Source organism: Pseudomonas sp. GOM7 (assembly GCF_026723825.1).
GTDB lineage: Bacteria > Pseudomonadota > Gammaproteobacteria > Pseudomonadales > Pseudomonadaceae > Aquipseudomonas.
This window is the reverse complement of record NZ_CP113519.1, coordinates 2,051,393-2,063,640: the sequence shown is the minus strand read 5'-3', so window position 1 is coordinate 2,063,640 and position 12,248 is coordinate 2,051,393. Positions and strand designations below refer to the sequence as shown.

Sequence of the window (12,248 nt, the reverse complement as noted above, 5' to 3'; positions counted from 1 at the left end):
GCTTGCCCCGACAAGCTGCTAGAATCGCGCGCATTTTTACGACTGCCCGGTTTACAGCCTGAGCCGCGGCCCCAGACAGAGCGCCTGACAGCCCTTCGCAGAAAGGGCGTAGGCCGCCGCCCGAGGAGAGAATCAGACATGACCTTCGTCGTCACCGACAACTGCGTCAAATGCAAATACACCGACTGCGTGGAAGTCTGCCCGGTCGATTGCTTCTACGAAGGCCCGAACTTCCTGGTGATCCACCCGGACGAGTGCATCGACTGCGCCCTGTGCGAGCCGGAATGCCCGGCCCAGGCGATCTTCTCCGAGGATGAAGTGCCCGAGGACATGCAGGAGTACATCGAGCTGAACGCCGACCTGGCGGAAGTCTGGCCGAACATCACCGAGAAGAAGGACTCGCTGCCGGACGCCGAAGAGTGGGATGGTGTGAAGGACAAGCTGCAGTATCTGGAGCGCTAAGCGCCGCGTACTATGCTGCTCGCGTAAGCATTCGAGTCCCGATGGGGCTTACTTGGAAACCCGATGCCAGGATCTGGCATCGGGTTTTTTATTTCTGGGGATGCGTTTGAGCGATACCGGACTGGCAAGTTTGTGTGTGGGTTGTTGGTTGTTCGGGTGCTTGTTCCGGCTTGCCGCGTTTTTGTTGATGTTTTTAGTTTCGCCCTCCCGGGCGAGTCACTTTTGACGGGCAAAAGTAACCAAAACCCTCCGCCCGGTCATCCGGCCCTCGCTGCGCGAGGGTTCGTTCACTCCATCGCCGTTCCAGAGGCCCGCCACGGTGGGCCATCCCTGGCCCATCGTGGCTCTCGCGACATCCATGTCGCTCAACCTCTTCCACGACGATTCCGTTCACCCTCCTGGGCGGGCTCTGCACGCGCCTGAAACTCCGGTAACCCAGAAGTAGTGCGCAGTGCTTGAACATGAGGTCAGCCGTAGGGCTGACCTGAATGCCGGCTGCAAGCCGGCAAGCTGTTCACCGCGTGAAACTGCACGAATGAAACTATTGGTTTAATTCGACGGCCACATCGCGACTTCACAACTGTCAGAGCACTCAGGACTAACCTGGCATACCTGTTCGTTCAGGCGCGCAAATGCCCCCTTCAGGAGGCCGAACGTAGGCATTGCGCAGGGGGCGAGCGGCATGGATGCCGCGAGAGGCGTAATGGGCCAGGGATGGCCCATGTACGCCGACCCCGGAGCGATGCCGGAGTGAGGGAAGTCGAGCGCAGCGAGACCCGGATGGTGGGGGTGCGTTTCTTTTGCTTACTTTTCTTTGCGCATTTCAAAGAAAAGTGAGTCGCCCGAGGGGGCGAAACAGGGAGTCTCTGAAAACACCATAGCGGCGTCCAGACCACCCCCCAGTCTCACATACAAACTTGCCAGTCCGGTGTGCCCCATAAACCCGCGCCGCTTGAGCAAGCAGAACTCGCTCATTACAAACTCACAGCACGTTAGGCTCGATCTCCAGCTCGACGCCGAAACGCGCCAACACATCAGCCTGGATACGCTGCGCCAGCTCCAGCAGTTGCGCGCCGCTGGCCGCACCGTAGTTGACCAGCACCAGCGCCTGCTGGCGATGCACACCTGCATCACCTTCCCGGAAGCCCTTCCACCCGGCCCGCTCGATCAACCAGCCTGCCGCCAGCTTGACCTGGCCGGCACCCGCTGGATAGCTGACCAGATCGGCATGCTCGGCACGGATGCGCTCGGCCAGCTCGAAGGCCACCACCGGGTTCTTGAAGAAACTGCCGGCATTGCCCAGTTCGGCGGGGTTCGGCAGTTTCTCGCTGCGAATGGCGCAGATCGCCTGGCTGACCTCGCTGGCGCTGGGCACGTCGATGTCCATGTCCAGCAGACGCTGGCGCACCGGCCCATAGTCCAGGCGCAAGGTCGGCGTGCGGCTCAAGCGCAGGCGCACGCGCAGGATCAACCAGCGCCCGGCCTCGCGCTTGAACAGGCTGTCGCGATAGGCGAAGGCACACTCTTCCAGGCTGAACTCACGCAGCTCAAGGCTCTGCCGATCCAACGCGGTGAGGCCGACGAACAAGTCCTTGAGCTCCACGCCATAGGCGCCGATGTTCTGCATCGGCGCGGCACCGACGGTGCCGGGTATCAGGCTGAGGTTTTCCAGGCCATTGAGGCCCTGGGCCAGGCTCCACTGCACGAAGGGATGCCAGGGCTCGCCGGCCTCGGCCTCCACCAGCACCTGCTCGCCATCGTCTTCGACAATACGAATGCCACGGCTGGCCATGCGCAGCACCAGCGCCTCGACATCGCGGGTCAGCAGCAGGTTGCTACCACCGCCGATCACCAGCAGCGGCAGATCGCGCTGCGCGGCGAGCGTCAGGGCTTCACGCACCTCCGCATCGTCATGGGCCTCGGCGAACAGCCGTGCACGCACCTCGACACCGAAGCTGTTGAAGGGCTTGAGCGACACGTCGCTCTGCAGATTCAGGCTCACAGGCGCCCCTTGATTTCCACCAGCAGCGCGTCGCTGGCTTGTTCGATCAGATCCAGCACCTGCTCGAAGCCGTCTTCACCGCCGTAGTAAGGGTCGGGCACTTCATCCAGGGCCAGCTCGTAGCGGCGCAGATAAAGGTCGAGATCGGCGCGAGCCTCCCCCGGGCGCAACGCCTGGAGGTTGCGCAGGTTGCTCTTGTCCATGGCCAGGATCAGGTCGAAGCGCTGAAAGTCGGCAGCCTCCACCTGCCGCGCACGCTGCGCCGACAGGTCATAACCACGGCGCAGTGCGGCCTGACGGGTACGGCCGTCCGGCGCCTTGCCCACATGCCAATCGCCAGTACCGGCGGAATCCACCTCTACCCGATCCTCCAGGCCCGCCGCGCGCAGCTTGTGGCGCAGCACGCCTTCGGCGGTGGGCGAACGGCAGATATTGCCCAGGCAAACGAACAGAACCTTCATCAGACCCCCAACAGGCGGCGTACCCGCTCCAGGTCTTCAGCGGTATCGACACCGGCTGCCGGCGCCTCCAGCGCATCGGCGACATGAATACGCACACCGTTGTACAGCGCGCGCAATTGCTCCAGGCACTCGGTGTCTTCCAGCCAGCACGGGCCCCAGGCGACGAAGTCGTGCAGAAAACCGGCGCGGTAGGCGTAGATGCCGATATGGCGGCGGTACGGCACGCCAGCCGGCAATACCTCGCGGCTCTTGGCGAAGGCATCGCGCGCCCAGGCCAGCGGCGCGCGGCTGAAGGTCAGCGCCAGGCCGTTCTTGTCGGCCACCACCTTGACCACGTTGGGATTGAACAGCGCGGTGACATCCTCGATGGGCTCTGCCAAGGTGGCGATACCGGCCTGCGGATTGGCTGCGAGGTTGGCAGCTACCTGGTCGATGATGGCCGGCGGAATCAGCGGCTCGTCGCCCTGCACGTTGACCACGATGGCATCGGCAGGCAAGCCGAGCTGGCTGGCCACTTCGGCCAGGCGGTCGGTGCCGGAGTTGTGATCCTCGCGGGTCAGCAGCACCTCGGCACCGAACGCCTGGCAGGCCTCGACGATGCGTGCATCGTCGGTGGCGACCACCACACGATCTGCCGAACTCTTCTTCGCCTGTTCCCAGACGTGCTGCACCATAGGCTTGCCGGCGATGTCCTGCAGCGGCTTGCCGGGCAAGCGAGTGGAGGCGTAACGGGCGGGGATGACGACGGTGAAGGCTGCGCTCATTTACTTGTCCAGACGCTCGTCGGTAGTCAGGGTACGGGCTTCGCTCTCCAGCATCACCGGAATGCCGTCGCGGATCGGATAGGCCACGCCGGCGCCCTTGCTGATCAGTTCGGTCTTGTCTTCGGAAAGCTGCAGCGGGCCCTTGCAGATCGGGCAGGCGAGAATGTCGAGCAGTTTCGGGTCCATGATGGAGTCCTTGCTGGGGTCATCGAGACCCCGGTATGAGGCGGGCCAACGCCTTGTCCAGCCAGTCGACGAAGGCCGGCGTGGGCACGGCATCGACGGCCAGGTACCACCAGTCGGCGGCGGCGAAGGCCCGGCATTTCACCGCATCCTTCTCGGTCATCAGCAGCGGCAGCGGCGGCTCAAAGGCAAGCTGCGCGGCATCGTACTGGGCATGGTCGGCGAAGGGGTGCGGAACCGGGCGCCAGTTTAGCGCTTCGAGGGTAGCGAAGAAACGTTGCGGGTTGCCGATACCGGCCACCGCATGCAGCGCCTGGCCGGGGGGCAGATGGTCGAGGCCGACGCGCTCGCCGCTGGCCAGGTTGACCAGCGCGGTTGGTTGCAGGCGAAAGGCGAAACCATCGGCGCGATCCGCCTCGGCGCCGTTGAACAGCACGGCATCCACGGCCTCCAGGCGCTCGGCCGGCTCACGCAGCGGCCCGGCCGGCAGGCAACGACCATTGCCCAGGCCACGGGCGGCATCTATCAGCACCAGTTCCAGATCACGCGCCAGGCGATAGTGTTGCAGGCCGTCGTCGCAGAGGATCAGATCCAGCGGCTCTTCAGCCAGCAGCGCACGCACGGCGCGGCTGCGATCCGGGTCGATCATCAGGGGCACGCCTGTGCGCTGGACGATCAGCAGGGGCTCGTCACCGGCTTCAGTAGCCGGCTGCTCGGCCCGCACGCGCCAGGGCAGGCTCGGCGGCGCGGCGCCATAGCCCCGGCTGACCACGCCGACCTTGAGGCCGCGAGCGCGGCAATGTTCGATGAGAAAGAGGATCAGCGGCGTCTTGCCGGTACCGCCGACGGTGATGTTGCCCACCACCAGCACCGGCACCGGCGCGCGATAGATGTCGCCCTCCCCGGCCAGGAAGCGCGCACGCTTGCCCTGCACCACGCGGCGATACAGGCACTCCAGCGGGCGCAGCAGCGCCAGCGCCGGATGGCCGCGATACCAGGCCTCGAGCAGACGGTCGGCGAAGCTCACTCAGGGGGCTTCCTGTGCTTCCACCGTGGTGATGCGCAGGTGCGCGAAGCCCAGCTTGCCAGCGGCATCCATGGCAGTGATCACCGCCTGGTGCGGGGTCTTGCCGTCGGCGCTGATGATCAGCGGCAGGCTGTTGTCGCCGTCGGATTCCTTCTGCATGGCGGCCATCAGGTTCTTCAGGTTGCTTTCCATCAGCGCCTTGCCATTGACCGAATAGCTGCCGTCGGCACCGATCAGCACCTCGATCTGCTTGAGCTCGGTCTGCTCCGGCGGCGTGCCGCTGGCGGCCTCGGGCAGGTCGACCTTGAGCTGGGTCTCGCGGGTGAAGGTGGTGGTGACCACGAAGAACAGCAGCAGGATGAACACCACGTCGATCAACGAGGCCAGGTTGATCTCGACGTTCTCCCGCGGTTTACGCCGGAATTTCACGCCTTGTCCTCGCCCAGGTCGACGTCGCGATCACCCTGCACCATTTCCACCAGCTTGATCGCCTCCTGCTCCATGCCCACCACCAGCTCGTCGACGCGGCGCTGCAGATAACGGTGGAAGAACAGCGCCGGGATCGCCACGAACAGACCCGAGGCCGTGGTGATCAGCGCCTTGGAGATACCGCCGGCGAGGATCGCTGCATTGCCGGTGCCATTGCCCATGAAGGAGCTGAAAATGTCGATCATGCCCAGCACGGTGCCAAGCAGGCCGAGCAGCGGGGCGATGCCGGCGATGGTGCCAAGGGCATTGAGGTAGCGCTCCAGCTCATGGATGACGCGAGCGGCGGCTTCTTCGATGCATTCCTTCATGACCTCGCGGCCATGCTTGGAGTTGGCCAGGCCGGCGGCAAGGATCTGCCCCAGCGGGGAGTTCTCGCGCAGTTCCTTGAGCTTCTGGTTGTTGAGCTTCTTGTCCTTGATCCAGCGCCACACCTGAGCCAGCAGATTGGCCGGGGTGACGCGGGCGGGCCGCAGGGTCCAGAGACGCTCGGCAATGATGCCGGCAGCGGCGATGGAGCAGAGAATGATCGGCAGCATCATCCAGCCGCCAGCTTTGACCAGTTCCCACACGGTAGTGAATCCCCCTCGAAAAAGTCGCGCCACTCTAGCATAGGGTGCGGCCGCGCAGACCGCCGCCGTTCTCATTTTCCCCGCCAGAAGCGACGCTTTTCCCGCTCGCCGCGTACCCTGTCGTGCTCGCCCAGGGTCAAGCGCAAGGCGCCGCTGAGGGCCGTGTCGTGCACCTGTGCGCCAATCTGTCGGTAGCGCGCCAGCACCTGAGGGTGCGGGTGGCCGAAATGATTGTGGCGCCCACGCACGATCAAGGCATGTCGTGGAGCCAGACCTTCGACCAGAGCCTGGCTCGATGAGCTGCGACTGCCATGGTGTGGCGCCAGCAGCCAGTGCACCGGGCGCGACAGGTCACTGGCCAGCAGCGCCGACTCGGCGGCTGCGTCGATATCGCCGGTCAGCAGCAGACGCTCCCCCTGCGCCTCGATCAACAGCACGCATGAACGCTGGTTGCCCGTCTCACCCTGCGCCCACTGCCAGGTCGCAAAGCGCACGCCGTCCCATTGCCAGTGTTCACCACTCTGGCAGGGCTCGTCCGGCCTGGGCAGCGGGCGGCGCAGGGGCTCGCCACTGAGCAGGCGCGCCACTGGCAGGCCGGCCAGGATCGCCTCGGCGCCACCGGCATGATCGCTGTCGGCATGACTGAGCAGCAGCAGATCGAGACGCGAGACATTGAGTGCACGCAACGAGGGCAGCACCACCCGCTCGCCGACATCGAAATCACCGAAACGAGGCCCGGCATCGTAAAGCAGGCGGTGCTCACGGGTGCGCACCAGTACAGAAAGGCCCTGGCCGACATCGAACAACCAGACCTCCGCCCGCCCAGGGGCCGGCTTGTCCACTGGCAACAGCAACGCCGGCAGGAGCAATGCGATACCCGGCAAACGCAGGGGAATCCCCGCCGGTAGGAGCATCAACAGCGCCCCGAGCAGTGCCATGCTCCAAGCCCACCAGGGCAGGCTGCTGGGCAGCCAGGCCGGCAACCAGGCGGCGATCCAGCCAAGCATGACGAACAGCAGGTGCAGCGTAGCCCCGGCCAACCACAGCAGCCCGCTGCCCACGACGGGGATTGGTAACAGCAAGGTGCCAAGCAACGCCAGAGGCACCACCAGCAGGCTCACCCAGGGCACCGCGAGCAGATTGGCCAGCGGCCCGCTGATGCTCACCGGCAGCCCCAGCGCCAGCATCATCGGCAGCAGGCCGACGGCCATGGTCCATTGCGCGCGCGTCAGGCCCTGCCACCAGCCCCAGCGCCCAAGGCGACCGCCGAACACCAACGCCAGCAGCGCCACCGCCGCGAACGACAACCAGAAACCCGGCTGTAACGTCGCCAGGGGTTCGAGGATCAGCACCAGCAACAAGGCGATCAGCAGCGGCCAACCCGCTCCCAGATGACGAAAACGCAGACGCCATAGCAGCACCATAGCCACCATCACGCAGGCGCGCCTGACCGGCACCTCAAACCCCGCCAGCAGTCCATAGAACAAGGCGCCGGCCAGCGCCAGCAGACAGGCGCAAGGCAGCCAGGGCAGGCGCCTGGGCCACCAGCCCAGGCGCGCCAGGCCGGCCACCAGGGCATACAGGAAACCGGCCAGCAAGGCGATGTGCTGCCCGGAAATGACCATCAGGTGCACCGTGCCGGTGTGCTGCAAGAGGCGCCAGTCCGCCGTGCTGAGCCCGGAGCCATCGCCCAGCACCAGCGCCGCCAGGCCACCCTCGCGGCCCATTGCCGGCATGGCCAGCAACCTCTGGCGCAGAGCATCACGCCAACTGCTCAGGCCCTGCGCCGGGCTCAGGCGTCGCCCGGCCTTGATGGTTCCGGTGGCACCGATACGCTGGGCCAGCAACCAGGCTTCGTAATCGAAGCCCTGCGGGTTGACCAGCCCCTGCGGATGCTTGAGATTCACCGCCAGGCGCCAACGCTCACCGGCATGCAGTTGCGGCCCGCCATACCAGGCCAGGCGTATGCGCTGAGGCAATGTTGCGCGTCGGGATGTGGCCCCTTCGAGCTGGAAGCGCACCACGCCCTCGCCCACCTCCGGCAGCCCGACCACCCGCCCTTCGAGCCACAGGGTACGGCCATCGAGCTCGGGTGCCAGGCGGTCATCCAGGGCCCATTGCGCCGAGGTGCAGGCCCAGGCCAGGCCTAGCAGGAAGAAACCCAATGGATAAAGGCGGGAAAACAGCAGCACAGCGCCGACAGCGGCCGCCACCAGCAGCAGTTGCGCCGACGGCAAGGTCGGTAGAAAGGACAAGGCCAGCAATCCAGCAGCCAACGCCAGCATCCCTGCACGCATCGCCATTCCCTCGTGGCAAGTGGTCACAATATCTTCAGACCAACGTCCCTGAGTCCGGGCATAATGACGCGGCTCGTGATCGTCAGAGACCCTTCATGCCGCGCCGCCTATTCAAACGCTACATGCCCTCGCCCGAAAGCATCAAGGCCAACAAGTCCCTGCGTTTTCTTGGCACGCTGATGCACGACCCCAATCTCTGGCACCTCAATCGCCACAGCGTGGCGCGCGCCATGGCCATCGGCCTGTTCTGGGCGATGATCCCCATGCCACTGCAAATGGTCGCGGCCGCCGCCGTGGCCATACCCTTGCGCGCCAACCTGCCGATTTCCATTGGCCTGGTCTGGCTGACCAACCCCATCACCATGCCGCCGGTGTTCTATTGCAGCTACAAGCTGGGTGCCTGGCTGAGCAATACACCGCCGATACGCATGCCCTCGCAGCTAAGCCTGGAATGGTTCACCGCCGAGCTGAGCACGCTATGGAAACCCCTGTACCTGGGCTCCTTCGTCACCGCCGTGGTACTGGCCCTGCTCGGCTACTGCCTGACCATGCTCTACTGGCGCTGGTGGGTACAGCGTAGCTGGCGCAAGCGCCAGCAGAGCAGGCAAAAGCAGCTATAAGCTGCAAGCTTCAAGCTTCAAGCGACAAGTAAAAGCACCATCTTGCAGCTTGCTGCTGCTCATTCGTAGCGCAACGCCTCGGCTGGCTGTACCTGGGCCGCACGCCAGGAGGGATAGAGCGTGGCCAGGAAGCTGAGGATCAGCGCCGCCGAGCAGATCAGCGCCACGTCCAGCCATTGCAGATCCGACGGCAAGCTGTTGATGAAGTAGACGTCGGAGCTGAGCACCCGCTCACCGGCGAAAGACTCCAGCCAAGCCACCAGGGCGCTGACATTGAGTGCCGCGAGCACGCCCAGCACCGCGCCGATCAGGGTACCAACCAGGCCGATCACCGAGCCCTGCACCATGAAGATGGCCATGATCTGCCGCGGCGTGGCGCCCAGGGTGCGCAGGATGGCGATGTCACCGCCCTTGTCGGACACCACCATGATCAGCGTGGCGATGATGTTGAAGGCCGCCACTGCGACGATCAGCAGCAGCAGCAGGCCGATCATGGTCTTCTCCATCTTCATCGCGCTGAACAGGCTGCCCTGGGTGTGCGTCCAGTCGTCGGCGCGGTAGCCGGCGCCCAGCTCGGCCACCAGGGCCTTGGACACCTGCGGCGCCTGGTATAGATCCTTCAGCGCCAGGCGGATGCCCGGCACCGTGCCCTCCGGCAGGCGCTGCATGGCGGCGGCATCGGCGACGTTGATCAGCGCCAGCGAACTGTCCAGCTCGGCCCCCACCTTGAAGATCGCCGCCACGTTCAGGCGCTGCATGCGTGGCGTGACGCCACCCGGGGCGTTGCTCAGTTCGGGGATGATCAGGGTCAGCTTGTCACCCACCTGCAAGCCGAAGCGCCGCGCAGTGATGTCGCCGATGACCACGCCGAACTCGCCCGGCTGCAGGTTGTTAAGGCTGCCCTGGCGGATATGCTCGGGCAGGATCGACACCTTGGCCTCCTCGGCCGGGTCGATGCCATGAATCTGGATCGGCTGCATCACGCCACGGTGCGAGAGCATGCCCTCCAACTCGGCATAAGGGGCCGCAGCCACGACCTGCGGGTTGGCCATGGCCTTGGCGGCCAGGGCACGCCAGTCGGCCACCGGCTCGGCCCCATAGAGCATGGCGTGCGGCACCATGCCGAGGATGCGCGTGCTCATTTCCTTCTGGAAACCATTCATCACCGACAGCACCACGATCATCGCCAGCACGCCAAGCGCCAGGCCGATCATCGAGGTCAGCGAAATGAAGGAGATGAAGTGATTACGGCGCTTGGCCCGCGTATAGCGGGTGCCGATGAACAGACTCAGCGGACGGAACATCAGATGGCCACCAGCTTGCCGTCCTGCAGGCTCAGCACGCGATCCATCTGCCGCGCTAGCTGCATGTCGTGGGTCACCACCAGAAAGGCGGTATTGGAATCCTGGCTGAGCTCGCGCATCAGCTCCTGGATGCCTTCGGCGGTGTGCTGGTCGAGGTTGCCGGTAGGCTCGTCGAGCAGTACCAGGCCCGGCCGGTTGACCAGGGCGCGGGCGATGGCCACGCGCTGACGCTCGCCACCGGACAGCTCGGCCGGCTTGTGATCGAGACGATGACCGAGGCCGACCCGCTGCAGCAACGCGGTGGCGCGCTCGCGCGCCTCAGGGATCGGCGTCTTGCCGATCAGCAGCGGCATGCAGGCATTTTCCAGGGCGGTGAATTCGGCCAGCAGATGGTGGAACTGGTAGACGAAGCCCAGTGCACGGTTGCGCAGCAGGCCACGGGCGGTTTCGCTGAGCGCGGAAAGCTGCTCGCCGGCCAGCCACACGCTGCCTTCGCTGGGCGTATCCAGGCCACCGAGCATGTTCAGCAAGGTGCTCTTGCCGGAGCCGGAGCTGCCGACGATGGCCACCCGCTCGCCCGGAAAGAGTTCCAGCTCCAGGCCGTCGAGCACCACCACCGACTCGGGGCCCTCGTCGTAACGCTTGCTCAGATTGCGGCAACTGAGCACGGCATTGTGCTGTTTCATGGCGTTCGGGTTCATGGATTCACTCATAACGCAGGGCCTCGGCGGGCTGGGTACGCGAAGCGCGCCAGGCGGGATACAGGGTGGCGAAGAAACTCAGGAACAAGGCGGCGCTGCAGACCATGATGACGTCGACGCTCTGCAGTTGCGACGGCAGGTAATCGATGAAGTACACGTCGGCATTGAGGAACTTGATCCCCAACAAGTGCTCGATGCTGGCGATCAGGGCGCTGACGTTGAGCGCGGCGAGAATGCCCAGCACGGCACCGATCAGGGTGCCGACCACGCCGATCACCGTGCCTTGCACCATGAAGATGGCCATGATCTGCCGAGGCGTGGCGCCCAGGGTACGCAGAATGGCGATATCGCCCTTCTTGTCGTTCACCACCATCACCAGGGTGGAGATGATATTGAAGGCGGCCACGGCGACGATCAGCAGCAGCAGCAGGCCGATCATGGTCTTCTCCATGCGGATGGCCTGGTACAGGTTGCCATGGGTGCGCGTCCAGTCGCGGGCGTAGAAGTCGCCATCCAGGCGCTGGGCGATTTCCCAGGCGGCACGCGGCGCCTGGAACAGGTCATCGAACTTCAGGCGCAGGCCCTGCACCTGATCCGCCTGCCAGCGCTGCAGGCGCGCCAGGTCGCTGATGTTGGCCAGGGCCAGGCCACCGTCGATCTCGCCAGCACCGACATGGAAGATGCCGCGGATGGTGAAGCGCTTCAGACGCGGGAACATGCCGGCCGGGGTCACGGTGACCTCGGGGGCGACGAAGGTGACCTTGTCGCCGACCTTCACGCCCAGTTTGGCCGCGGCCTTGTCACCGATGATCATGGCGAACTCACCGGGCGCCAGGCTCGCCAGATCGCCCTGGCGCAGGAAGTCGTCGATGATCGACACCTTGTGCTCCTGCTCCGGGTCGATGGCGTTGATCAGCACCTTCTGCACCTTGCCCTCATGGGTCAGCAGGCCCTGCATCTGGGTGAAGGGCGCCACCGCCAGCACCCGTGGATTCTGCCTGACCTGGCGCTCCAGCGCCGGCCAGTCGCTCACCGGCGTGGCCGATTCGACCGTGGCATGCGGGATCATGCCCAGCACCCGGGTACGCATCTCGTGGTCGAAGCCATTCATCACCGACAGCACCAGGATCATCACCATCACCCCCAGGGCAAGGCCGAGCATGGAGGTCAGGGAAATGAAGGAAACGAAGTGGTTACGGCGTTTGGCTCGTGTGTAGCGCGTACCGATGAAGACGAACAGAGGTTTGAACATGTCGAGGAGGATTCGGGGGAAAGAGGAACGTCCTTGTGGCGGGGCCCGAGCAGCGGCCTTACACTCAGAACCAGTGCGAACCTGGCCCTGGCCGGATCGTCAACGAGTTCTCTGACC

General features: G+C 64.9%; 13 protein-coding genes. 2 read left to right on the top strand and 11 right to left on the bottom strand.

The window, feature by feature from the left end; all coding sequences use genetic code 11:
- Positions 1-138 precede the first annotated feature (138 nt).
- Positions 139-462 (top strand): ferredoxin FdxA, encoded by a 324-nt coding sequence (gene fdxA, locus OU800_RS09355; protein ID WP_003244255.1) that lies wholly within the window; start codon positions 139-141, stop codon positions 460-462.
- 982 nt (positions 463-1,444) lie between these two features.
- On the opposite strand, the gene murB is transcribed toward fdxA, so the two are convergent.
- From murB to OU800_RS09315, 8 genes are all read right to left on the bottom strand, one after another.
- Positions 1,445-2,464: a UDP-N-acetylmuramate dehydrogenase gene (murB, locus tag OU800_RS09350; RefSeq protein ID WP_268183167.1), complete on the bottom strand. Its 1,020-nt coding sequence runs from the start codon at positions 2,462-2,464 to the stop codon at positions 1,445-1,447.
- Positions 2,461-2,925, bottom strand: a complete 465-nt coding sequence (locus tag OU800_RS09345) for a low molecular weight protein-tyrosine-phosphatase (RefSeq protein ID WP_268183165.1) — start codon at positions 2,923-2,925, stop codon at positions 2,461-2,463. The genes murB and OU800_RS09345 overlap by 4 nt, the downstream gene beginning before the upstream one ends.
- A complete protein-coding gene (gene kdsB, locus OU800_RS09340) occupies positions 2,925-3,689 on the bottom strand; it encodes a 3-deoxy-manno-octulosonate cytidylyltransferase (protein WP_268183163.1) in 765 nt (254 codons plus the stop codon). Before kdsB ends, OU800_RS09345 begins: the two co-directional genes overlap by 1 nt.
- Positions 3,690-3,875 carry a Trm112 family protein gene (locus tag OU800_RS09335; protein ID WP_268183161.1) on the bottom strand — a complete coding sequence of 62 codons (186 nt, stop codon included), beginning with the start codon at positions 3,873-3,875 and terminating at the stop codon, positions 3,690-3,692. It lies immediately after the preceding gene.
- A gap of 19 nt (positions 3,876-3,894) precedes the next feature.
- A complete protein-coding gene (gene lpxK, locus OU800_RS09330) occupies positions 3,895-4,899 on the bottom strand; it encodes a tetraacyldisaccharide 4'-kinase (RefSeq protein ID WP_268183159.1) in 1,005 nt (334 codons plus the stop codon).
- On the bottom strand, positions 4,900-5,328 hold the full coding sequence (locus OU800_RS09325; RefSeq protein WP_268183157.1) for an ExbD/TolR family protein: 429 nt from the start codon (positions 5,326-5,328) through the stop codon (positions 4,900-4,902).
- The gene (locus OU800_RS09320; RefSeq protein WP_268183155.1) at positions 5,325-5,957 is read right to left on the bottom strand and encodes a MotA/TolQ/ExbB proton channel family protein; all 633 of its coding nucleotides are present in this window, start codon (positions 5,955-5,957) and stop codon (positions 5,325-5,327) included. Before OU800_RS09320 ends, OU800_RS09325 begins: the two co-directional genes overlap by 4 nt.
- Positions 5,958-6,028: 71 nt before the next feature.
- Entirely contained in the window at positions 6,029-8,254 is a 2,226-nt protein-coding gene (locus tag OU800_RS09315) for a DNA internalization-related competence protein ComEC/Rec2 (RefSeq protein ID WP_268183153.1), read from the bottom strand.
- 95 nt (positions 8,255-8,349) lie between these two features.
- On the opposite strand from OU800_RS09315, the gene OU800_RS09310 reads away from it, so the two are divergent.
- Complete coding sequence (locus tag OU800_RS09310; RefSeq protein ID WP_268183152.1) at positions 8,350-8,874, top strand: DUF2062 domain-containing protein; 525 nt, start codon at positions 8,350-8,352, stop codon at positions 8,872-8,874.
- A gap of 59 nt (positions 8,875-8,933) precedes the next feature.
- Here OU800_RS09310 and OU800_RS09305 read toward each other — a convergent pair whose 3' ends face one another.
- From OU800_RS09305 to OU800_RS09295, 3 genes are read right to left on the bottom strand one after another with little or no spacing between them, the layout of a single operon-like run.
- On the bottom strand, positions 8,934-10,178 hold the full coding sequence (locus OU800_RS09305) for a lipoprotein-releasing ABC transporter permease subunit (RefSeq protein WP_268183150.1): 1,245 nt from the start codon (positions 10,176-10,178) through the stop codon (positions 8,934-8,936).
- Positions 10,178-10,864, bottom strand: coding sequence for a lipoprotein-releasing ABC transporter ATP-binding protein LolD (gene lolD / locus OU800_RS09300; RefSeq protein ID WP_268184257.1), 687 nt, complete (start codon positions 10,862-10,864; stop codon positions 10,178-10,180). Before lolD ends, OU800_RS09305 begins: the two co-directional genes overlap by 1 nt.
- A 19-nt stretch (positions 10,865-10,883) precedes the next feature.
- Complete coding sequence (locus OU800_RS09295; protein ID WP_268183148.1) at positions 10,884-12,131, bottom strand: lipoprotein-releasing ABC transporter permease subunit; 1,248 nt, start codon at positions 12,129-12,131, stop codon at positions 10,884-10,886.
- Positions 12,132-12,248 lie beyond the last annotated feature (117 nt).

Excerpts from the sequence above, each read along its gene's own strand:
- OU800_RS09305 (WP_268183150.1), bottom strand. The coding sequence starts at position 10,178 with ATGTTCCGTCCGCTGAGTCTGTTCATCGGCACCCGCTATACGCGGGCC.
- OU800_RS09345 (WP_268183165.1), bottom strand. The coding sequence starts at position 2,925 with ATGAAGGTTCTGTTCGTTTGCCTGGGCAATATCTGCCGTTCGCCCACC.
- OU800_RS09310 (WP_268183152.1), top strand. The coding sequence starts at position 8,350 with ATGCCGCGCCGCCTATTCAAACGCTACATGCCCTCGCCCGAAAGCATC.
- fdxA (WP_003244255.1), top strand. The coding sequence starts at position 139 with ATGACCTTCGTCGTCACCGACAACTGCGTCAAATGCAAATACACCGAC.
- OU800_RS09315 (WP_268183153.1), bottom strand. The coding sequence starts at position 8,254 with ATGCGTGCAGGGATGCTGGCGTTGGCTGCTGGATTGCTGGCCTTGTCC.
- kdsB (WP_268183163.1), bottom strand. The coding sequence starts at position 3,689 with ATGAGCGCAGCCTTCACCGTCGTCATCCCCGCCCGTTACGCCTCCACT.
- OU800_RS09335 (WP_268183161.1), bottom strand. The coding sequence starts at position 3,875 with ATGGACCCGAAACTGCTCGACATTCTCGCCTGCCCGATCTGCAAGGGC.
- OU800_RS09295 (WP_268183148.1), bottom strand. The coding sequence starts at position 12,131 with ATGTTCAAACCTCTGTTCGTCTTCATCGGTACGCGCTACACACGAGCC.
- lolD (WP_268184257.1), bottom strand. The coding sequence starts at position 10,864 with ATGAAACAGCACAATGCCGTGCTCAGTTGCCGCAATCTGAGCAAGCGT.